This window comes from Bradyrhizobium sp. CCBAU 53415 (assembly GCF_028128735.1).
Lineage (GTDB): Bacteria > Pseudomonadota > Alphaproteobacteria > Rhizobiales > Xanthobacteraceae > Bradyrhizobium.
In genome coordinates, this window is record NZ_LBJF01000015.1 from 60,581 (window position 1) to 80,508 (window position 19,928).

The 19,928-nt window shown below is 66.1% G+C and carries 22 protein-coding genes and 1 other RNA gene; 10 read left to right on the forward strand and 13 right to left on the reverse strand.

Annotation, left to right across the window (positions count from 1 at the left end):
* Positions 1-77: 77 nt before the first annotated feature.
* Positions 78-602 (reverse strand): peptide deformylase, encoded by a 525-nt coding sequence (gene def, locus XH87_RS09040; RefSeq protein WP_271586984.1) that lies wholly within the window; start codon positions 600-602, stop codon positions 78-80.
* Between the two features lie 171 nt (positions 603-773).
* On the opposite strand from def, the gene XH87_RS09045 reads away from it, so the two are divergent.
* The 3 genes from XH87_RS09045 to XH87_RS09055 all read left to right on the forward strand — a co-directional run bounded on the left by XH87_RS09045 (position 774) and on the right by XH87_RS09055 (position 3,954).
* On the forward strand, positions 774-1,973 hold the full coding sequence (locus XH87_RS09045) for a DNA recombination protein RmuC (RefSeq protein ID WP_158671564.1): 1,200 nt from the start codon (positions 774-776) through the stop codon (positions 1,971-1,973).
* 134 nt (positions 1,974-2,107) lie between these two features.
* Complete coding sequence (locus tag XH87_RS09050; protein WP_035708889.1) at positions 2,108-2,410, forward strand: GIY-YIG nuclease family protein; 303 nt, start codon at positions 2,108-2,110, stop codon at positions 2,408-2,410.
* Between the two features lie 179 nt (positions 2,411-2,589).
* On the forward strand, positions 2,590-3,954 hold the full coding sequence (locus XH87_RS09055) for an AmpG family muropeptide MFS transporter (protein ID WP_271586985.1): 1,365 nt from the start codon (positions 2,590-2,592) through the stop codon (positions 3,952-3,954).
* 128 nt (positions 3,955-4,082) lie between these two features.
* Here XH87_RS09055 and XH87_RS09060 read toward each other — a convergent pair whose 3' ends face one another.
* The 5 genes from XH87_RS09060 to ffs all read right to left on the reverse strand — a co-directional run bounded on the left by XH87_RS09060 (position 4,083) and on the right by ffs (position 7,513).
* On the reverse strand, positions 4,083-4,514 hold the full coding sequence (locus tag XH87_RS09060; RefSeq protein ID WP_271586986.1) for a hypothetical protein: 432 nt from the start codon (positions 4,512-4,514) through the stop codon (positions 4,083-4,085).
* Between the two features lie 27 nt (positions 4,515-4,541).
* The gene (gene recR / locus XH87_RS09065; RefSeq protein ID WP_035708897.1) at positions 4,542-5,144 is read right to left on the reverse strand and encodes a recombination mediator RecR; all 603 of its coding nucleotides are present in this window, start codon (positions 5,142-5,144) and stop codon (positions 4,542-4,544) included.
* Between the two features lies 1 nt (position 5,145).
* Positions 5,146-5,466, reverse strand: coding sequence for a YbaB/EbfC family nucleoid-associated protein (locus tag XH87_RS09070; protein WP_035708898.1), 321 nt, complete (start codon positions 5,464-5,466; stop codon positions 5,146-5,148).
* Between the two features lie 26 nt (positions 5,467-5,492).
* Positions 5,493-7,322, reverse strand: coding sequence for a DNA polymerase III subunit gamma/tau (locus XH87_RS09075; RefSeq protein ID WP_271586987.1), 1,830 nt, complete (start codon positions 7,320-7,322; stop codon positions 5,493-5,495).
* Positions 7,323-7,416: 94 nt separating this feature from the next.
* Positions 7,417-7,513: signal recognition particle sRNA small type (ffs, locus tag XH87_RS09080), an RNA gene on the reverse strand.
* Positions 7,514-7,744: 231 nt separating this feature from the next.
* Here ffs and XH87_RS09085 point away from each other — a divergent pair.
* The 4 genes from XH87_RS09085 (at position 7,745) to XH87_RS09100 (ending at position 10,658) form a co-directional block, all read left to right on the forward strand.
* The gene (locus tag XH87_RS09085) at positions 7,745-8,164 is read left to right on the forward strand and encodes an HIT domain-containing protein (RefSeq protein WP_035708905.1); all 420 of its coding nucleotides are present in this window, start codon (positions 7,745-7,747) and stop codon (positions 8,162-8,164) included.
* A gap of 11 nt (positions 8,165-8,175) precedes the next feature.
* Entirely contained in the window at positions 8,176-9,120 is a 945-nt protein-coding gene (gene nudC, locus XH87_RS09090) for an NAD(+) diphosphatase (protein ID WP_158671977.1), read from the forward strand.
* 13 nt (positions 9,121-9,133) lie between these two features.
* A complete protein-coding gene (locus XH87_RS09095; RefSeq protein WP_271586988.1) occupies positions 9,134-10,051 on the forward strand; it encodes a sugar kinase in 918 nt (305 codons plus the stop codon).
* Positions 10,052-10,148: 97 nt separating this feature from the next.
* Positions 10,149-10,658 carry an Lrp/AsnC family transcriptional regulator gene (locus XH87_RS09100; protein ID WP_035708915.1) on the forward strand — a complete coding sequence of 170 codons (510 nt, stop codon included), beginning with the start codon at positions 10,149-10,151 and terminating at the stop codon, positions 10,656-10,658.
* A 64-nt stretch (positions 10,659-10,722) separates the two neighbouring features.
* On the opposite strand, the gene XH87_RS09105 is transcribed toward XH87_RS09100, so the two are convergent.
* Positions 10,723-12,072, reverse strand: a complete 1,350-nt coding sequence (locus XH87_RS09105; protein WP_271586989.1) for a sensor histidine kinase — start codon at positions 12,070-12,072, stop codon at positions 10,723-10,725.
* Positions 12,072-12,794: a response regulator gene (locus tag XH87_RS09110; RefSeq protein WP_271586990.1), complete on the reverse strand. Its 723-nt coding sequence runs from the start codon at positions 12,792-12,794 to the stop codon at positions 12,072-12,074. The genes XH87_RS09105 and XH87_RS09110 overlap by 1 nt, the downstream gene beginning before the upstream one ends.
* 184 nt (positions 12,795-12,978) lie before the next feature.
* Between XH87_RS09110 and XH87_RS09115 the strand changes: the two genes are divergently transcribed.
* The 3 genes from XH87_RS09115 (at position 12,979) to XH87_RS09125 (ending at position 14,440) form a co-directional block, all read left to right on the forward strand.
* Positions 12,979-13,200, forward strand: coding sequence for a hypothetical protein (locus XH87_RS09115; RefSeq protein ID WP_271586991.1), 222 nt, complete (start codon positions 12,979-12,981; stop codon positions 13,198-13,200).
* Positions 13,201-13,273: 73 nt separating this feature from the next.
* Positions 13,274-13,591, forward strand: a complete 318-nt coding sequence (locus tag XH87_RS09120; protein ID WP_271586992.1) for a cysteine rich repeat-containing protein — start codon at positions 13,274-13,276, stop codon at positions 13,589-13,591.
* Between the two features lie 9 nt (positions 13,592-13,600).
* A complete protein-coding gene (locus XH87_RS09125; protein WP_271586993.1) occupies positions 13,601-14,440 on the forward strand; it encodes a sterol desaturase family protein in 840 nt (279 codons plus the stop codon).
* 14 nt (positions 14,441-14,454) lie between these two features.
* Here the strand turns inward: XH87_RS09125 and XH87_RS09130 are convergent, their stop codons facing one another.
* The 5 genes from XH87_RS09130 to hrpB all read right to left on the reverse strand — a co-directional run bounded on the left by XH87_RS09130 (position 14,455) and on the right by hrpB (position 19,913).
* Positions 14,455-15,954, reverse strand: a complete 1,500-nt coding sequence (locus XH87_RS09130; protein WP_271586994.1) for a phosphomannomutase/phosphoglucomutase — start codon at positions 15,952-15,954, stop codon at positions 14,455-14,457.
* A 155-nt stretch (positions 15,955-16,109) separates the two neighbouring features.
* Entirely contained in the window at positions 16,110-16,448 is a 339-nt protein-coding gene (locus tag XH87_RS09135; RefSeq protein WP_271586995.1) for a HepT-like ribonuclease domain-containing protein, read from the reverse strand.
* Positions 16,438-16,734, reverse strand: coding sequence for a nucleotidyltransferase domain-containing protein (locus XH87_RS09140; RefSeq protein ID WP_271587001.1), 297 nt, complete (start codon positions 16,732-16,734; stop codon positions 16,438-16,440). Before XH87_RS09140 ends, XH87_RS09135 begins: the two co-directional genes overlap by 11 nt.
* 63 nt (positions 16,735-16,797) lie before the next feature.
* Positions 16,798-17,310: a TIGR02281 family clan AA aspartic protease gene (locus XH87_RS09145; protein WP_199762967.1), complete on the reverse strand. Its 513-nt coding sequence runs from the start codon at positions 17,308-17,310 to the stop codon at positions 16,798-16,800.
* 128 nt (positions 17,311-17,438) lie between these two features.
* Positions 17,439-19,913: an ATP-dependent helicase HrpB gene (gene hrpB / locus XH87_RS09150; RefSeq protein WP_271587002.1), complete on the reverse strand. Its 2,475-nt coding sequence runs from the start codon at positions 19,911-19,913 to the stop codon at positions 17,439-17,441.
* Positions 19,914-19,928 lie beyond the last annotated feature (15 nt).

A 19,928-nucleotide genomic window follows, 5' to 3' on the forward strand; every position in this document is an offset into this window, starting at 1 on the left:
TCCACGTTCTTCCTGCTCGCGGCGGCAAAGAACGTGGATGCCCGGCACAAGGCCGGGCATGACGGCGGAGGACTTGGCTACTCCGCGCGCTTGGCGGCCTTCTCGAACTTCTTGATCACGCGGTCGCGCTTGAGCTTCGACAGATAGTCGACGAACAGGACGCCGTTGAGATGGTCGATCTCGTGCTGGATGCAGGTGGCGTAGAGGCCCTCGGCGTCCTCCTCGTGCACCTTGCCGTCGAGATCGGTGAAGCGCACGCGCACCTTCGCGGGCCGTTCGACCTCCTCGTAATATTCGGGGATCGACAGGCAGCCTTCCTCGTAGACCGAAAGTTCTTCGGACGAGGCGAGGATTTCAGGGTTGATGAAGACGCGCGGCTCGCGCTTGGTCTCGCCGCTCTCGTCGCGTTTGGCGAGATCCATGGTGATCAGGCGCAAGGGCTGCGCGACCTGGATCGCAGCGAGGCCGATGCCGGGCGCGTCGTACATGGTCTCGAACATGTCGTCGGCAAGCTTACGAATCTCCGGCGTGACCTTCTCGATCGGCTTGGAGACCAGACGCAGCTGCTTGTCCGGCAGGATGATGATTTCTCGTAGGGCCATGGCCGCGATTTAAGCCGCGCGCCGGATGCGGTCAATGCGGCCAGGAACGCCGTTAACCTTCCGCTAACCATAAAACTTCAGGTTTCGTTAACCGTAAAAATTAGGGGGTTGTCAACCACCGATGTTCCCTCTTCGTTCGCGTACTCCGGCGAATCGGGTAGAAGGGCAGGCATGAACGAGATCATTTTCATGGCCGGCGACTGGCCGGTGCGCATCATCGATGCGCTGATCGGCTTCGGTGCCCTCGTCCTCATCCTGCTGGTGGTGATTGCGGTGGTGATCGCGCGCTCGGGGCGGCGTGGCGCGGAACTCGCCATGGCGCACGCGATCCGGGCCGACGAGCTCGAGGAGCGCCTCGCCCAAGTGCTGCGCGCCCAGAGCGAGGCCTCGGGCCGGGTCGACGCCATGACCCAGGCGCTGGCCGGCCGCCAGGCCGAGATGGCGCGCGCGGTCAACGAGCGGCTGGATTCGGTGACCCACCGTGTCGGCCAGTCCATGGAACATTCCACCCGCAACACCATGGAGAGCCTGCGCGCCCTGCACGAGCGGCTCGGCATCATCGACAGCGCGCACAAGAACCTCACCGACCTCACCACCCAGGTGACCACCTTGCGCGACGTGCTCGCCAACAAGCAGTCGCGCGGCGCCTTCGGGCAGGCGCGGATGGAGGCGATCGTCCAGGACGGGCTGCCGAAGGGCTCCTACGAGTTCCAGTTCACGCTCTCCACCGGCAAGCGGCCCGACTGTGTCGTGTTCCTGCCCGACCAGCGCCCGCTCTGCATCGACGCAAAATTTCCGCTTGAGGCGATGACGGCGCTGCACGACGCCCGTACCGACGAGGAGCGGCGCATTGCCACGCAGCGGCTGCGCGGCGACGTGATGAAGCATGTCAGCGACATCGCCGAAAAATATCTCGTCACCGGCGAGACCCAGGAGATGGCGCTGATGTTCGTGCCGTCGGAATCGGTCTATGCCGAGATCCATGATGGCTTCGACGACGTGATCCAGAAGGCCTATCGCGCCCGAATCGTGCTGGTGTCGCCCTCGCTCCTGATGCTCGCGATCCAGGTGATGCAGCAGATCATGAAGGACGCGCGCATGCGCGATGCCGCCGACCAGATCCAGACTGAAGTGATCAAGCTCGGCGACGATCTCGGCCGCCTCAGGGACCGAGTGGTCAAATTGCAGAAGCATTTTTCCGATGCGAACGAGGACGTCCGCCAGATCCTGATCTCCGCCGACAAGATCGAGAAGCGTGCAGGGCGCATCGAGGAGCTCGATTTCAGCAAGAGCGATGCGCCGGAGGCACCGCGGCTGGTGGCGACGGCCGCGGGCGAGCTGTTTCCGAGGAAACTCCAGGCGGGGGAGTGAGTTTGTAGCACGCTGTCATGCCCCGCGCAGGCGGGGCATCCAGTACGCCGCGGCGTTGGTGATTGAACCGGGACGCTGGTGATTACTGGATCGTCCGCATTCGCGGACGATGACAGCGAAGGGGAAGGCGGCAGATGGGCGGACGCCACTACTACGTCTACATTCTCTCCAGCAAGATCGGCGGCACGCTATACATTGGCGTGACCAATGATCTCATCCGCCGGGTAGCCGAGCACAAGTCAAAGCTGATCGAAAGCTTCACGGAAAAATACGATGTCGCGAGGCTCGTCTACTTCGAGCAGTTCGACGACCCTGATAACGCGATCAAGCGGGAGAAGCGACTGAAGAAGTGGAACAGGGCCTGGAAGGTCCGATTGATCGAACAGCACAACCCGAATTGGGATGATCTGTATCACGAGATTGCCGGCCCACCATGACACCGCCATACTCCTCCACGCTGTAGTGCCCCGCAAAGGCGGGACATCCAGCACGCCGCGGCGGGTGCAATTGAACCGAGACACTGGTGATTACTGGATCGTCCGCCTTCGCGGACGATGACAGCGGAGAGGGCGATGACACCTCACTTGTGGCCCCCAGAATCTGCTAACACCGCCCCATGACCGCACCCGACGCGACCTCCCCTGCCGCGACCTCCGCCCCTGCGACCTCCTGGCGCGACAGCCTTGCCGTTTACCTGCAGCCGCGGGTGCTGATCGTGCTGTTTCTCGGCTTCTCCTCCGGCCTGCCGCTGGCGTTGTCGGGCTCGACGCTGTTGGTGTGGATGCGGGAAGCCGGGGTCGATCTCAAGACCATCGGGCTGTTTGCGCTGGTCGGCACGCCCTACACGCTGAAATTCCTGTGGGCGCCGCTGGTGGACGCGATGCATGTGCCGCTGTTCACCCGCGCCTTCGGGCGGCGGCGCGGCTGGCTGGTGTTCTCGCAGCTGCTGCTGATCATCGCGATCGTGCTGCTGGCGATGACAGATCCGGCGCGGTCGCCGTTCTACGTCGCGCTCGGCGCGCTGCTGGTGGCGACGACATCGTCGACGCAGGACATCGTGGTCGATGCGTTCCGTGTCGAGAGCCTGCCGGAGAGCGAGCAGGCCGCCGGCATGGCGTCATACGTCGCGGCCTATCGCATCGGCATGCTGGTCTCGACCGCGGGCGCGCTGTTCATCGTCTCGGGCTTCGAAAGCACCGGCATTGCGCGACAATCGGCCTGGACGTGGGGCTACGTGGTGATGGCGGCGATGGTGCTGATCGGGACGATCACGGCAATGGTTGCGACCGAGCCCGAGCAATCGGTGCGGGCCGAAGCCGCGACACAGGCCGAGACCGCGTTTGCGCGCGTGCTGCACGCCGCGATCGGGGCCTTCTCGGAATTCCTGTCGCGGAAGGACGCGCTCGCCGCACTCGCTTTCGTGGTGCTGTTCAAGTTCACGGATGCCTTCTCCGGCACGATGACGGCGCCGTTCGTGATCGACCTCGGCTTCTCCCGCAACGACTATGCGGCGATCGTGAAGGGCGTTGGACTCGCCGCGACGCTGATCGGCGGCTTTGCCGGTGGCTTCGTCGCGCGGCGCTATTCGCTCGCGACCAGCCTGTGGATCGGCGGCGTTCTGCAGGCACTCGCCAACCTCTCCTTCTCCTGGCTGGCGATCGTCGGCACCAGCCAATGGGCGCTCGCCTTCGCCATCACGGCCGAGAACTTCACCAGCGCGATCGGCACCGTGATCTTCGTCGCCTATCTCTCTGCGCTGTGCCAGAACCCGCTGCACACGGCGACGCAATACGCGCTGCTCACCGCGCTTGCGGCGGTGGGGCGGACCTATCTCTCATCCGGTGCCGGCTTCGTGGCGGATAGCACGGGCTGGCCGCTGTTCTTCGTGATCTGCGTGCTGGTGGCGATCCCGAGCCTGATGCTGCTGGCGTACTTGCAAAAGCGCGGGCATTTCGAGACGCTGGGGCCGGTGAGGGTTTGACGCTCACATCTCTCCTCGTCATTGCGAGGAGCTCTTGCGACGAAGCAATCCAGACTTTTTTCCGCGGAACGATTCCTGGATTGCTTCGCTTCGCTCGCAATGACGACGGAGAGAGCGTCGCCCGCCCCCTACTGCTTCCTGATCAGGCTCCACTTGGTGATCACGGCCTCGCTCATCTGGCCGGCATCGCTGGCGCAGGCGATCTCGTCGACCTTCACGGAGATCTCCTTGCCGACGAACGATTTCAGCTGCGTAGCCTGCGCATCGGTGGAGGTGACGAGCTGGAACGTCTCTGGCCCGGTCTCGAGATTGCACAGCCCGTTCGGCGGCGGCAGGCGGCGCGGCTCGGAGGTGATCTGGTAGGTCGCGACACGCCTGCCGTTCCTGACGTCGCGGACCTTCATCGCGTTCAGTTCGCCGGAGAGCACGTCGCCGGTGTTGATCGGCTTGCCGGGCTTGGACGGCGGTGCCTCGTCGCCCTGCTGCGCGGAGATGGCCGGGCTCACCAGCAGCGTCATCATCGCGACCAAGGCAAATCGTGTGGCGAAAGGTTTCGTCATGTCGTCCGTTCCGTAAAGTCTGGATGGCTAGAACAGGGTGCGCTGCCGCATCGCAGCCGATAGCGTACCTTCATCGAGATAATCAAGCTCGCCGCCGACGGGAACGCCGTGAGCGAGCCGCGTCACCTTCACATTGGCATCCTGAAGCAGGTCGGTGATGTAATGCGCCGTGGTCTGGCCGTCGACCGTCGCATTCAGCGCCAGGATGATTTCGTGCACCTGCGGATCATGCGCGCGCGCCACCAGCGTGTCGATGGTGAGGTCCTGCGGGCCGACACCATCGAGCGGCGACAATGTCGCGCCGAGCACATGATAGCGCCCCTGGGTCGCATTGGCCCGCTCCAGCGCCCAGAGATCGGCAACGTCGGCAACGACGACGATGATGGAGGGATCGCGCTTCGGATCGGTGCAGACCGTGCAGGGATTCTGCGTGTCGATGTTGCCGCAGGTCTTGCAGACCTGGACCTTGTCCAGCGCGACCTGCAAGGCGGACGACAGCGGCATCATCAGCGCTTCGCGCTTCTTGATCAGATGCAAGGCCGCGCGCCGCGCCGAGCGCGGACCGAGGCCCGGCAGCCGCGCAAGAAGCTGGACCAGCCGCTCGATCTCGGGACCTGCAACCGCGCCCATGTTACTGGCCGAACAGCCCCGGCGGCAGGCCGAGCCCGCCGGTGAGCGACTGCATCTTGTCCTGCACCGCCGTTTCCGCCTTGCGGCGGGCATCGGCGAGCGCGGTAACGAGCAGGTCTTCCAGCACCTCGCGCTCCTCCGGCTTCATCAGCGAGGGATCGATCTTGATGCCCTTGACGTCCATCTTGGCGGTCATGCGCACGGCGACGAGACCACCGCCGGAGATGCCTTCAACCTCCACATTGGCGAGTTGCTCCTGCATCTCCTGCATCTTGGATTGCAGTTGCGCCGCCTGCTTCATCATGCCGAGAAAATCAGCCATCGGTGCCTGTCCTTGGAAAGAATGGCTCAGAGATCGTCGCCGTCGGAACCGTCGGGCGGATCGTCACTGCCATAGTCCGCGTTAATATTGGATTCCGGCGCCTCGGGGGCAAGCCTGCGGACCTCGACGACCTTCGCACCGGGGAAGCGCGACAGCACCTCCTGCACGCGCGGGTCGGCTTCGGCGGTACGCGCATGCTCCTGCTTGGCGGCCTGGTTCACCGAGCGCAGCGTCGGCTGGCCCTGCTCGTTGGAGACGATCACGGTCCAGCGCCGGCCGGTCCACAGCTCGAATTTCTTCGCAAGCTCCGAGATCATGGTCTTGGAGGCGTTGGGCTCGAGCGCGACCTCGAGCCGGCCCTCCTCGAAACGAATGAGGCGCATGTCGCCTTCGAGCGCACCCTTGGTCATGAGGTCGCGCTTCTGCCCGGCGAGCGCGACGAGCTGGGTGAAGCTGGTGATGCGCAGCTGCGGCGCCGCGCCTTGCGGATCCGGCGCGGGCGCCGCCATCTGCGGACGGGCAGCGCCGCCGAACGCAGTCGGCGACGACGTCGGCATACGAACGGGTGCGGCTGAAGCAACCGGCGCCGCCGAGGCCATCGGTGCGGCCGGCGCGCCGCTCCGCGCCGCACTGCTGCCGCTCACGACCGGCGAGGCGCCGCCGTTCTGCTCCAGCATCCTGATGGCTTCATCCGGCGTCGGCAGGTCGGCGACATAGGCAATGCGCACCAGCACCATCTCGGCCGCCGCCGCGGGGCGCGTCGCGGCCTGCACCTCGGTGATGCCCTTGAGCAGCATCTGCCACATCCGCGACAGCACGCGCATGGAAATCCTGGACGCGAAGTCCCGCGCACGAACCCGCTCGGTCTCGCCATAGGCGACATTGTCGGCGGTCGCCGGCACGACCTTCACACGGGTGACGAAATTGACGAACTCGGCGAGGTCGGAGAGCACGACGATCGGGTCCGCGCCGACGTCGTACTGGTCGCGGAACTCCCTGAAGGCGGCCGCGATGTCGCCGCGCGCCAGCGAATCGAAGAGATCGATGACGCGGGTGCGGTCGGCGAGCCCCAGCATCTGCCTGACCGCATCGGCCTTCACCTGGCCTGCCGCATGCGCGATCGCCTGGTCGAGCAGCGACAGCGAATCGCGCACCGAGCCTTCGGCGGCGCGCGCGATGATGCCGAGCGCCTCGGGCTCGATCTCGACGCTTTCCTTCGCCGCGATATTGGCGAGGTGCTTCATCAGCACGTCGGCCTCGACGCGGCGCAGGTCGAAGCGCTGGCAGCGCGACAACACGGTGACTGGAACCTTGCGGATCTCCGTCGTCGCGAACACGAACTTGGCGTGCTCCGGCGGCTCCTCCAGCGTCTTCAGGAAGGCGTTGAAGGCTGCCGTCGACAGCATGTGGACTTCGTCGATGATGTAGACCTTGTAGCGGGCGCTGGCGGGGGCATAGCGCACGCTGTCATTGATCTGGCGGACGTCGTCGACGCCGGTGTGCGAGGCGGCGTCCATCTCCAGCACGTCCATGTGCCGGCTTTCCATGATCGCCTGGCAGTGCACGCCGAGGGTCGGCATGTGGATGGTCGGGCCCTTCACCGAACCATCAGGCATCTCGTAGTTGAGCGCGCGGGCGAGGATGCGCGCGGTGGTGGTCTTGCCGACGCCGCGGACGCCGGTGAGGATCCAGGCCTGCGGAATGCGCCCGGTCTCGAACGCATTGGAGACGGTGCGGACCACGGCCTCCTGGCCGATCAGGTCGTCAAAAGAGGAAGGGCGGTATTTACGCGCCAGCACCCGGTAAGGCGTGTTGCCGGCGCTGTCGGGATTGGGAGGGGCGCCAGCGTCGGTCATCGGTCGATCCGCAATGAAATGTCTCGTGGCCGGCTTTTGCGGAAAGGAGCGCGCTGGCGGGACGACCACCGGCGCAATTCGCTCGGAAAAACAGGTAGGAGACTGACGAGCGACCCGATCCGGACCTCGTTAGGGCTGCTTCCTTCCGGACCTGACCCGGTTGGCGAGTGGCTCGTCCACCGCCAATCTCCCGGTCCCTATTTGGGGCTAAAAGGGCCGGAAAGCAAGCGGGGTATATGGCTGTTCCCACGGCCGTTGCGTCCGCTCAGGCCCGAACCGCTCCGTTTCGCGTCCCAGAACCCGTTTCCAATCGACAGAAGCGCATGGCTTGCCCAACCCGGCGCATACGGACCACGGCGCATACGGATGTTGTCTGGGGGCGTGGTCTCTGCGACGGTAAGAATCAATCCAGAGAAGTCTTCATGCCCGAACCCGCCTGGTCGCTGCACTCCCGCCTGAAAGAGGACACCATCGACATCGGCGATTTGCCGCTGTCGAAGGTGCTGGTCATCAAGGACGCGCATTATCCCTGGCTGCTGCTGGTGCCGCGGCGCCCCGATGCGGTCGAGATCATCGACCTGGACGAGGTGCAGCAGGCGCAGCTGATGACGGAGATCTCCCGCGTCTCGCGCGCGCTGAAGGAGATCACCAGATGCGACAAGCTCAACATCGCCGCGCTCGGCAACCTCGTGCCGCAGCTTCACGTCCACATCATCGCCCGCCGCACCGGTGACGCAGCCTGGCCACGGCCGGTCTGGGGCGTGATGCCGCCATTGGCGCACGATGCCACTGAGGTGCAGAATTTCATCAGCGCGCTCCGCCGCAAGATCTGGTTGGGTTGAAAGAACAAGACATGTCAGCATTCGACGCGTTTCCGCTGGGGCAGCCGGCCTTCGTCACCAACATTCTCGACCGCGCCGCGCATCTGCGCCGCGACGACGAAAAGCTTTTCGCGCTGGAGCAGAAGCCGTCCTCGCGCGCCTATGTGGTCTATCGCGACTCGCTGCTGGTGAAGCGCGAGGGCGAAACGGCGCGCGCGCTGCTCTCGATCGACGAGGCACTGAAATGCGGCGCCAATCCCGGCACGATCTTTTTGGGATTGCGCGACGGGGCCGCCATGTTCGGCATGGGCCTGTCGCAGGCCGCTGCCGAGAAACTGGTCGGCCGCGAGGACTACACCGTGACCGAGCTGCGCGGCATGGCGATGCAGGGCGCGCTTCCGCCACAGGAGCTGTCGGCAATCGCGATGGCGAAGTCGATGGTGAGCTGGCATCAGCGCCACGGCTATTGCGCCAATTGCGGCACCCGCAGTGCGATGAAGGAAGGCGGCTGGAAGCGCGACTGCCCTGCCTGCAAGGCCGAGCATTTTCCGCGCACCGATCCGGTCGTGATCATGCTGGTGGCCTCCGGCGACAAGTGCCTGCTCGGCCGCCAGAAGCAGTTTCCGCCGGGCATGTATTCGTGCCTCGCCGGCTTCGTCGAGGCGGCCGAGACCATCGAGGACGCGGTGCGCCGCGAGATCCTGGAAGAATCCGGCATTCGCTGCACCGACGTGCAGTATTACATGACCCAGCCCTGGCCCTATCCGTCATCGCTGATGATCGGCTGCAGCGCGCGGGCCGTAAGCGAGGATATCGTCGTCGATCGCATGGAGCTGGAAGACGCGCGCTGGTTCACGCGCGAGGAGGCAGCCCTGATGCTGACGCGGACGCATCCCGACGGGCTCGCCGGCCCGCATCCGTTTGCGATCGCCCATCATCTGCTCGGCCGCTGGGTGCACGACAAGAGCAGCGCCTGAGCTGAGGCCGTCGATGGCCGGGATCGCGCCGCGCGTCCTCTGCATCGGCATGCCGGTGCGGGACCTGATCTTTCGTGTCGACGCCGTGCCCGAACGCGGCAGCAAGGCCAACGCCAGCGATCTCGCCGAGATCTGTGGCGGCAACGCGCTCAATGCGGCGATCGCCATCGCGCGGCTCGGCGGCCGCGTCGCCTTCACGGGGCCGATGGGCGATGCCGGCGAGACGTCGAGCGGCTTCATCCTCGAACGGATGGCGCGGGAGGGCGTCGACATCACGCACGTCGTGCGCATGCCTGATATGACCACGCCGGTCTCGGCGATCATGATCGAGCCCTCCGGCGAACGGACACTCACCATCTATCGCGATCCCGGCCTGTGGCGCGTGAAGCTGCCCGACGCCGACGCATTGCTCGTCGATTGCCGAGCGGTCCTCGTCGAAAGCCGCTGCGCTGCGTTCGCGCGCTCCCTCTGCGCCGAGGCGCGGCAGCGCGGCATTCCCGTCGTCGTCGGCGTCGACCGGATGATGGCGTTGCAGGATGGCCTGCTCGCGACGGCCTCGCATCTGCTGTTCGCCAGTGCGCAGCTGCAGGAGACGGCCGGCGTCGACGGCGACGGCGAGGCACTGAAGCTTCTGGCCGGGCTGACGCCGGCCTTCATCGCGGCCACAGACGGCCCGCATGGCACGATCTGGCTGAACGAAAAGGATCAGCTGGAGGAGACACCGGCCTTCCCGGTCCAGGCGGTCGATACGCTCGGCGCCGGCGACGTCTTCCATGGTGCGTTCACGCTCCGACTCGCCGAGGGCGAGGGGGTGCGGGAGGCGCTGCGATTCGCCGCGGCCGCCGCAGCGCTGAAATGCACCCGCCATGGCGGCGGCCTGGCTGCCCCGCAACGCGTTGAAGTTGAAGAGCTTTTACGTACCCGGCCCTAGTGCGGCTACACTGCTGCGCGAAGAATATAGGCTTGCCGTGGAAGGATATTCTATATATCAGGGAAACCGGCCACATAAATGAAACAAAGTTCTTCAAATGACTGATTCCACCGTCCAGGTTCCCGAGACCAGCCGCCGCCTCGATGCCATCGACCGCAAGATCCTGATGGTCCTCCAGGAGGATGCTTCCCTTTCCGTCGCCGAGATCGGCGACCGTGTCGGCCTGTCCTCGACCCCCTGCTGGAAGCGCATCCAGCGCCTGGAGGCCGACGGCGTGATCACCAAGCGCGTGGCCCTCGTCGACCAGAACAAGATCGGACTCGGCATCTCCGTGTTCGTGTCGGTGGAGAGCGCCGATCATTCCGACGCCTGGCTGAAGCGGTTCGCCGACGCCGTCAGCGCCATGCCGGAGGTGATGGAGTTCTATCGCATGGCCGGCGACGTCGACTACATGCTGCGCGTCGTGGTCGCGGACATGCAGAGCTATGACGTGTTCTACAAGAAGCTGATCAGCGCCGTGCCGCTGAAGAACGTCACCTCGCGCTTCGCGATGGAGAAGATCAAGTCGGTCACCGCGCTGCCGATTCCCGCGGTGGTGGCGGCCTGACGCCGATTCTCATTTTGACGCGTTTTCTTCACGCGAACCGGTATCCACTTCGCTCGAAAACGCTTCACGCCGGCTGAAACACCGGCAGGGTGACGCTGACGCGCGTGCCTCCGCCCGGGGCCGCGCCGATCGCGATCGTCCCGCCATGGGCTTCGACCAGGCTGCGAACAACGGCGAGACCAAGGCCGGCGCCGCCGGTCGCGCGATTGCGCGACTTCTCCAGCCGGTGGAACGGCTCCAGCACGGTCTGACGCTGATCGGCGGGAATCCCGGGCCCCTCGTCGCCGATCGACACGACGACCGCACCGTCCTTCAGGGCCGTGCGCACATGCGCGGCACGGCCATAGGCGAGCGCGTTGTCGATGATGTTGGCGAAGACCCGTCGCAGGGCGAGCCGGTCGCCGAGGACGACGACGTTGCGCGCACGTTCGTCCGCGACCAGATCGACCGCTGCGCCCTGAACGTGCCGGTCGTGCACCTCGACGGCAACCAGCTCGGCGAGCTCGACCATCTCCTGTGACAGTCCGCCGGCACCCGCCCGCGTTGACAGCAGCGCGTCATCGAGCAGCCGGATCATGTCGTCGATATCGGCTACCGCCCGCTGCCGCTCGACATCGTCGGGAATGTGCTCGACGCGCAGCCGCAGCCGTGTCGCAAAAGTCCTGACGTCATGGGCGATGCCGCCGACCAGCGTCATGCGCGCACGCAGCATCTCGGCAAGCCGCCGCTGCAGGCGGTTGAACGCGGCGATGACGGCGCGGATCTCCGGCGCGCTGCGTCGCGCATCCGGCAGCGGCGGCGGATCGGCCGACAGATCGACGCGATCGACGGCGGCGGCGAGCTGCGCCAGCGGCCGCGTCTCGCGCTGCATGACCAGCAGCGCAAGTAGCGCCACGATCGAGCCGAACAGGCCGGCACCGAAGCCGACGGGCAGGCCGAACGGGGTCACCGGCAGCCGGGTATAGGCGTCGATGACCAGCAGATCGCCGCTGCGCAGGCCAATGCGGAATTCGATCGCATTGGCCATCAGCCGCGCGAGGCGGGGAAACAATCGACCGGCGCGACGGTTCGGCGGCGACACGATCTCGACCGGGCGGCCCGCGAGGCCGGCCGCATAGGTCTCGCGCAATTGTCGCTGCTGCTCCGGCGTCTCGCCGTTGACCGGTGCGCCCGACGGCACGATTCGCGCAACGAATTGGGGCGACGACACCGCGTCGAGGACGGCCTGCCGCGCGTCGCCGGCCGTGCGCTCGAGCAGCGTCGCAAGCGCATCGAGGCGCGCGGGCGATGGCCGCGTGAGCTCGTTCTCGTGCACCGTGGTCCGGTAGAAGATCGCCAGGACGACGGTGACGACCACCGTGAAGCCAACCAGTCCGATCAGCGCCAGCCGGGCGGCAAGCGTCACGCGCAGCATCAGGACACCTGCTTGACGGTCGCGGTGAACAGATAGCCGCCGTTGCGCACCGTCGTGATCAGGTTGGAGCCGGGACTTGCACCGTCGAGCTTGCGGCGCAGCCGCGAAATCAGCATGTCCACGGTGCGGTCGAACGGCTCCGCCGAACGACCACGCGTCCAGTCGAGGATCTGGTCGCGCGTCAGAACCCGGCGCGGGCGCTGCACGAAGCAGCCGAGCAGGTCGAACTCGGCGCTGGTCAATTGCAGCACCGGCGTGTTGGCCTCGACCGTCTCGACACTGCGGGCATCGAGATCGATTACGAAGCGGTCGAAGGCAAAACGCCGGACCAGCGGCTTTGCCGGAGCCCCGTTGGCGCGGCGCAGGATGGCGCGAACGCGCGCCAGCAGCTCGCGCGGCCCGAACGGCTTAGTGAGATAGTCGTCCGCACCCATCTCGAGACCGACCACGCGATCGATCTCGTCGCTCTTGGCGGTGAGCATCAGGATCGGGAGGGAGTCGTCGGCGCGCAAGCGACGGCAGATCGAAAGCCCATCCTCGCCCGGCAGCATCAAGTCGAGGATGACGAGGTCGGGCCGCAGGCGCTGGAGCGTCGAATCCATCGCCTTGCCGTCGGCGACGCAAGCAACCTCGAACCCCTCGCGCCGCATGAAGTCGGCAACGAGGCGGCTGATCTCGGGATCGTCCTCCACCATGAGGATCGTGGCCGAATGCGCGTTCATCGCCCGCATTGTGGACGACCGCGCGTGCCGCGCAAGGGCAGCGGCGCCGTTGTTACATAGTGTTACATGGAGCCGACAAGGCCCTAACAATCGTTTCCTCCCGGCAATGCGGCGCAGACGCCGCGGCTCCAGTCTCCTGCGCACGGCTCCCGCTCACGGCAGCCCCCAGAAGGAGACGACGACCATGACCAAGCTCTTCCTCACCTCCCTCGTCATCGGCACCCTGTCGGTCGCAGCGGCGGCCGACGCCAATGCCTGGACGAGGTCGGCGATGGCGACCGGGCCCCGCGGCACCTCCCACGTCACCGCGACGGGAAGCTGCGCCAACGGCAGCTGCACGCGCAACGTCACCCGCACCGGCCCGGCCGGCAACACCTACACCCGCACCGGCACCATCTCTCGCTGAGCGGGCCGGGCCGTCGCCGCATTTGCCCCGGGCGGCGGCGGCTCATTGCCCCAGAACGGAAAGGACAATTGCCGTGCAAACGATTCTCCGCCTCAGTTCGTTCGCGCAGGCCGCAACCATCGCCGCCGTTGGCGTTGCGGCTTCGACATCCGCGCTCGCCCAGACTCATACGCAGATCACGTCGCAGATGCGCAGCGAGGCGCAAGCCGTGATGCAGGCCTGCCGCAGCGACTATGACAGCCTTTGCACCAATGTCAGCCCGGGCGGCGGACGCATACTCGCCTGCCTGCAATCCCATGCCGGCCGGCTCACGCCATCCTGCGCGAAGGCGCTGCCGCGCGCCCAGGCACTGCGGGACAGTGCCGCCAGTGCCGGCGTCGCGTCGAAATAGGAGGATGCCGTGGGCTACGCCTCACTTCTGCTCGATCCGACGCTCAGGCGCGTGATCCTGGCGACGGCGATCTGCCTGATGCTGCTCGAATACGGCATCGGCCGGCTCGCCCATCGCGACACCCACGACTGGCGCGAGAGCGTTGCCTCTTTCGGCGTGGCCCTCGGACAGAACCTGCTGCGCGCGGTCGAGGCAGGCATTCTCGCGATACCGTTCGCGTTCCTGTACGAGCACCGCCTGTTCGACTTCGCGCAGACCGGTCCGCTCGCGCTCGCCGGATTGTTCCTGGGGAGCGAGTTCCTGTACTATTGGCAGCATCGCGCCTCGCATCGCATTCGCTGGATGTGGGCGACGCATGCAGTGCATCACTCGACGACGCGACTGAACTTGACTGCGGCGATCCGGCTCGGCTGGACCGGTAACATTTCGGGCAATTTCCTGTTCTTCCTGCCGCTCGCGCTGGTCGGCTTCCATCCCCTTGCGATCGTCGCGATGCTCGGGATCAATCTGCTCTACCAGTTCTTCATCCACAGCGACTTCGCGCCGAAGCTCGGCGCGCTCGAATGGGTGCTCAACACGCCGAGCCACCATCGCGTGCATCATGCCTGCAACGAGCCGTGCCTCGACAGGAACTATGGCGGCATCCTGATCGTGTTCGACCGCCTGTTCGGGACCTTTGCCGAACGGCCCTCCGACCAGCCGCTCCGCTTCGGCCTCGTCGGCGGCACACCATCGTTCAACCCGATCCGGATCGCGCTCGGCGAATGGATTGCGATGCTGGGAGACGCCTGGAAGGCACGGGGCGCGGGCGCGAAACTCCGCGCCCTGTTCGGCCCGCCCGGGGGTTGAGCGCACGCAGGCGCTCAGATCTTCTGATTGTACTCGCCGACTTCGGGATGCGTGCGCAGCACGCTATTCACCATCTCGAACATGTCATGCATGCGCTGCTCGGAAACCGGGCTCTCGACCACCACGACGAGTTCGGGCTTGTTGGAAGAGGCACGGACCAGGCCCCAGCTGCCATCTTCCACCGTGACGCGCACGCCGTTGACGGTGACGAGATCGCGGATCGCCTGGCCGCCGATCCTGGCGCCCTTCGCCTGAAGGCCTTCGAAATGCTTCACCACGGCGTCGATGACGCCGTATTTGACCTCGTCGGCGCAATGTGGCGACATGGTCGGCGACGACCAGGTCTTCGGCAGCGCGTTCTTCAGATCGGCCATCGACTTGCCGGGGGCGCGGTCGAGCATGTCGCAGATCGCGAGCGCCGAGACCAGGCCGTCGTCATAGCCGCGGCCATACGGCTTGTTGAAGAAGAAGTGGCCGGACTTCTCGAAGCCCGCCAGCGCGCCCGTCTCATTGGTGCGGCGCTTCATGTAGGAATGGCCGGTCTTCCAATAGGCGGTCTTGGCACCCTGCTTCTGCAGCACGGGATCGGTGACGAACAGACCGGTCGACTTCACGTCGACGATGAAATGCGCGTCCTTGTGAATCGCCGACATGTCGCGCGCCAGCATCACGCCGACCTTGTCGGCGAAGATCTCCTCGCCGGTGTTGTCGACGACGCCGCAGCGGTCGCCGTCACCGTCGAAGCCGAGACCGACATCGGCCTTGTGATGCAGCACGGCGTCGCGGATCGCGTGCAGCATCTCCATGTCCTCGGGGTTCGGATTGTATTTCGGGAAGGTATGATCGAGCTCGGTGTCGAGCGGGATCACTTCGCAGCCGATCGCCTCCAGCACCTGCGGCGCGAACGCGCCGGCGGTGCCGTTGCCGCAGGCCGCGACGACCTTCAGCTTGCGCGTCAGCTTCGGACGAGAGGTGAGATCAGCGATGTATCGCGCCGGATAGTTCTCGTGGAACCGGTAGGAGCCGCCGGCCTTGTTCCCGAACTCGGCATTGAGCACGATTTCCTTCAGCCGCGTCATCTCGTCGGGACCGAAAGTGAGCGGGCGGTTGGCGCCCATCTTCACGCCGGTCCAGCCGTTGTCGTTGTGCGAGGCCGTGACCATGGCGACGCAGGGCACGTCGAGATCGAACTGCGCGAAATAGGCCATCGGCGTCACCGCAAGCCCGATGTCGTGCACCTTGCAACCCGCCGCCATCAGGCCGGAGATCAGCGCATATTTGATCGAGGCCGAATAGCCCCGGAAATCGTGGCCGGTGACGATCTCCTGCTTGACGCCGAGCTCGGCGATCAACGCGCCCAGCCCCATGCCAAGCGCCTGCACACCCATCAGGTTGATTTCCTTCTGGAACAACCAGCGCGCGTCGTACTCCCGAAAACCGGTGGGCTTCACCATCGGCTCGGATTCGAAGGCATAGGTGTTGGGCAGCAGGACGGGTTTCGGCTTCGGAAACATTGAGACGGTCTCGTGAAAAGGCAGGAATTGATGCAGCCTTAGCGAATGCCGGGCCACGGCGGAAGGCGGGAATGAAGGCTTATGGCCGATAATTGCGGCAGTTTGGTAACGGGAAATGGTGCGCCGGGAGAGACCTGCATTTCCGGCCAAATCGGCTATGGACGTGCCATCTCATCTTCGATGACCGCCCTGAGAGGTGGCAGGGCCTGTTGAACGGTCTCCCATACAAGACGGGCAGCGACATCCTCATAGTTGTGGCGATAAACATTGCCCGCCGCCATCTGCCTCCATGCGATCGCCGGGTGCCTCGCCTTCAGCTCCTCTGGCGGACGCCGAGATGCCTCTGAAATGATCTCCAAACACCGCGTAACAGCATAGACCGCCCGCAGGTCCGCCGCGAATGCCTCGCGGTCGAGACCTGCGGCGAACTCAGCCGCCAAATCGATGTGATGCAAGATGTCCCGCAGGGTCCCGTCGATGCGATCAGAAGGCATAGACGACATCGGCCGTCGCGGCAGGCGCGACGTATGATTTCAGAGCGTCGCGATTGACGACATCGACCGGCCCGTCAAAAAGAGTGGCGATATATTCCTTGAGCTCGACGTAGTCGAAGACCGTGATCCGCGCGTCCGGATCGATCTCGACCATGATATCGACGTCGCTCCCGCGATGATTTTCACCCCTCGCGACCGAACCGAACAAGGCGGCATGCAAAATGCCCCGTTCGCGCAGGGCGGGCTCGGACTGTCGCAGGATGGCGATCGCGTCGGGTCCGTTCATGGACGGAATATAGCACCCCGTCCGGTCTTGAGGTAGGCCCAGCTGGGCCAATTGGAGCGGGACCTACTGCTCCAGCACCATCTGACCGTTGGCGTATTCGAAACGCTTCAGGCGGGACAGGAAGGAAAGGCCGAGCAGGTTCTCCGACAATGCCTCGTCGGGCAGGACCATGGCGTCGACGTCGCGCACGATGAGACCGCCGACATCCAGCATGGCAATGCGGGTGCGCGCGGCCTTGATGGTGCCGTTGGCGGTGGAGACGGTGGCGTTGTATTCGCTGCGCGAGGGACGCAGGCCGAAGCGAGCAGCCGAGGTCTCGTTCAGCGCGACGACGGAGGCGCCGGTATCGACCATGAAGCCGATGCGCTGGCCGTCAATCCGGCCCTCGGTCTGGAAGTGACCGCGGCCATCGCGGGAAATGGCGAGGCTGCGGCCGCCGGCCGGCGCCGTGGTCGCAACCGCGACCGTCGCACGCGGCGCGGACGTGGCGGACGCCGAACTCATCCTGTCCGCCATCTGCGCCATGAAGGTGCCGAGGCCGATCATGACGGCCGCGAAGATCATAATGTTACGCATCACATCACTTCCGAGCCGTAAAGCCCGATTTCACCACGCAACCGCTCCACCCGCGAGCGCTGCGGCGGCCAGGGCTTCGCCATTTTGGCGAAAAGGATGAGCGGACGGTTAATGCCGGCCTACAAACCTCACGTCCCGCGCGGCTTCGCCCGCCGCGTCGGCACTGCGTTCGCCGGATCGTCCGGCCAGGGGTGGCGCGGGTAGCGGCCGCGCAGGTCGGAGCGGACCGCGGCGTAGCTGCCGCGCCAGAAGCCGGGGAGATCGCGCGTCACCTGCACCGGGCGCTGCGCCGGCGAGAGCAATTCCAGCACCAGCGGCACCTTGCCGGCGGCAATCGAGGGATGGGTGTCGAGGCCGAACAATTCCTGAAGCCGCACCGCGATGGTCGGCCCCTGCTCGGCCTCGTAATCGATCGCGAGCGCGCTGCCGGTCGGCGCCTCGAAATGCGTCGGCGCCTCGCGATCGAGCCGCGCGCGCATCTCCCACGGCAGCAGCGCCATCAACGCATCGGAGAGATCGCCGGGGGAGATGTCCTTGAGCGCGATCTTGTCGTAGAGCGCCGGCACCAGCCAGTCGTCGCGCCGCGCGATCAGCCCATCGTCCGACAGATCGGGCCAGCTCCCGCCCTCGGCCTTGCGCAGGAACATCACGCGGTCGCGCCACTGCTTGGCCGCCTTCGACCAGGGCAGCCGGTCGAGGCCGGCCGCGATCAGCCCGTCCGCGAAGATGCGCGCGGTGTCCTCCGAGGGCGAGACGGCAAGTGTCGCCTCGGACAGCGTGATCGCGTGCAGCGCGCGCCTGCGCCGCGCCCGCAGCGCCATCGCGCCGCGATCGAAGGAGATCTCGTCCGCGGTCTCGATGTGCTCGGCGAAATGCCGCTCGATCTCGTCCTGGGTGATTTGCGCGGCGAGCAGGATGCGTCCGCTCGCCGCCGTCCCCGTCATCTCGCCGATCGCGATGTAGGGCGCGCGGGCGAGCGAGGAAGTCTGCTCGACGGAAGCGCCACGGCCGTTGGCCAGCACGAAACTGCCATTGCCGCGGTTGCGCGCGACACGGTCCGGAAAGGCATAGGCGAGCATCAGACCGGTCGAGAGATCCTCCTGCTGCCCTGCCTTCTCCGAAGCGGCGACCTGCGAGGCCCAGCGCCGCGCGAGATCGCGCGCGCCCGCCGCGCGCGGCGAGCGGTCGCGGCGAAGCTGGTCGCGCCGGTGCTCGAGATCGACGCCGTCGCCCCCTAACCCGCGCTCGGTGATGATGGCCGCGATCTCGGCGGCGGCCTCGCCGCTGCCTGCGCGATGCGAATCCACGATCATGCGCGCCAGCCGCGGCGGCAGCGCCAGCGAACGCAGGCTCTTGCCCTCTGCCGTGATGCGGCCGTCGCCATCGAGCGCGTTGAGCTCCGTCAGCAGGCTCTTCGCTTCCTTCCAGGCCGGCTGGGGCGGCGGATCGAGGAACGACAGTGCGGCGGGATCGCTGACACCCCATTGCGCGAGATCGAGCACCAGCGAGGACAGATCGGCGCTGAGGATCTCCGGCTGGGTGTAGGGCGCAAGCGAGGCCGTCTGCGGTTCGTCCCAGAGCCGGTAGCAGACACCGGGCTCGGTGCGACCGGCGCGGCCGCGCCGCTGGTCCACCGCCGCGCGCGAGGCGCGCACGGTCTCGAGCCGCGTCAGGCCGATGTCGGGCTCATAGCGCGGCACGCGGGCGAGACCGGAATCGACGACGATGCGCACGCCCTCGATGGTGAGCGAGGTCTCGGCGATCGAGGTCGCCAGCACCACCTTGCGCGTGCCCTTCGGCGCGGGCGCGATGGCGCGGTCCTGCACGGCGGCATCGAGCGCGCCGAACAGCGGCACGATCTCGATAGAGGCGTCGTGCACGCGCTCGCCGAGAAAATTCTGGGTGCGGCGGATCTCGGCGGCGCCCGGCAGGAACGCCAGCACCGAGCCGCTATCGGCGCGGAGCGCGGACGCGATCGCATCCGCCATCTGCCGTTCGACCGGCGCATCCGCCTTGCGGCCGAGATAGCGGGTCTCGACCGGAAAGGCACGGCCCTCGCTTTCGACGACGGCCGCGTCGCCGAGCAATCTTGCCACGCGCGCGCCGTCGAGCGTGGCCGACATCACGAGGATGCGCAGATCCTCGCGCAGGCCGGTTTGCGCATCGCGCGCCAGTGCCAGGCCCATGTCGGCGTCGAGCGAGCGCTCGTGGAATTCGTCGAACAGGATGGCGGCAACGCCGGAGAGTTCGGGATCGTCGAGGATCTGGCGGGTGAAGATGCCTTCGGTCACCACCTCGATGCGCGTCGCTCGCGAGATCTTCGAGCCGAAGCGGACGCGATAGCCGACGGTCTCCCCGGTGCGCTCGCCGAGCGATTTGGCCATGCGATCGGCACTGGCGCGTGCGGCGATGCGGCGCGGCTCCAGCACGATGATCTTCCTGTTCCTCGCCCAGGGCGCATCGAGCAGCGCAAGAGGCACCCGCGTGGTCTTGCCGGCGCCAGGCGGCGCAACCAGCACGGCCGCGTTATGGGTCTCCAGCGTGCGCGACAAATCGTCGAGCACGGCATCGATCGGGAGGGGCGTGTCGAAGCTGCGAGGCAAGGTCAATCCACTCGT

Coding starts and splice junctions, on each gene's coding strand:
- def (WP_271586984.1), bottom strand. CDS start 602: ATGGCCCTACGAGAAATCATCATCCTGCCGGACAAGCAGCTGCGTCTG.
- XH87_RS09045 (WP_158671564.1), top strand. CDS start 774: ATGAACGAGATCATTTTCATGGCCGGCGACTGGCCGGTGCGCATCATC.
- XH87_RS09050 (WP_035708889.1), top strand. CDS start 2,108: ATGGGCGGACGCCACTACTACGTCTACATTCTCTCCAGCAAGATCGGC.
- XH87_RS09055 (WP_271586985.1), top strand. CDS start 2,590: ATGACCGCACCCGACGCGACCTCCCCTGCCGCGACCTCCGCCCCTGCG.
- XH87_RS09060 (WP_271586986.1), bottom strand. CDS start 4,514: ATGACGAAACCTTTCGCCACACGATTTGCCTTGGTCGCGATGATGACG.
- recR (WP_035708897.1), bottom strand. CDS start 5,144: ATGGGCGCGGTTGCAGGTCCCGAGATCGAGCGGCTGGTCCAGCTTCTT.
- XH87_RS09070 (WP_035708898.1), bottom strand. CDS start 5,466: ATGGCTGATTTTCTCGGCATGATGAAGCAGGCGGCGCAACTGCAATCC.
- XH87_RS09075 (WP_271586987.1), bottom strand. CDS start 7,322: ATGACCGACGCTGGCGCCCCTCCCAATCCCGACAGCGCCGGCAACACG.
- XH87_RS09085 (WP_035708905.1), top strand. CDS start 7,745: ATGCCCGAACCCGCCTGGTCGCTGCACTCCCGCCTGAAAGAGGACACC.
- nudC (WP_158671977.1), top strand. CDS start 8,176: ATGTCAGCATTCGACGCGTTTCCGCTGGGGCAGCCGGCCTTCGTCACC.
- XH87_RS09095 (WP_271586988.1), top strand. CDS start 9,134: ATGGCCGGGATCGCGCCGCGCGTCCTCTGCATCGGCATGCCGGTGCGG.
- XH87_RS09100 (WP_035708915.1), top strand. CDS start 10,149: ATGACTGATTCCACCGTCCAGGTTCCCGAGACCAGCCGCCGCCTCGAT.
- XH87_RS09105 (WP_271586989.1), bottom strand. CDS start 12,072: ATGCTGCGCGTGACGCTTGCCGCCCGGCTGGCGCTGATCGGACTGGTT.
- XH87_RS09110 (WP_271586990.1), bottom strand. CDS start 12,794: ATGAACGCGCATTCGGCCACGATCCTCATGGTGGAGGACGATCCCGAG.
- XH87_RS09115 (WP_271586991.1), top strand. CDS start 12,979: ATGACCAAGCTCTTCCTCACCTCCCTCGTCATCGGCACCCTGTCGGTC.
- XH87_RS09130 (WP_271586994.1), bottom strand. CDS start 15,954: ATGTTTCCGAAGCCGAAACCCGTCCTGCTGCCCAACACCTATGCCTTC.
- XH87_RS09135 (WP_271586995.1), bottom strand. CDS start 16,448: ATGCCTTCTGATCGCATCGACGGGACCCTGCGGGACATCTTGCATCAC.
- XH87_RS09140 (WP_271587001.1), bottom strand. CDS start 16,734: ATGAACGGACCCGACGCGATCGCCATCCTGCGACAGTCCGAGCCCGCC.
- XH87_RS09145 (WP_199762967.1), bottom strand. CDS start 17,310: ATGCGTAACATTATGATCTTCGCGGCCGTCATGATCGGCCTCGGCACC.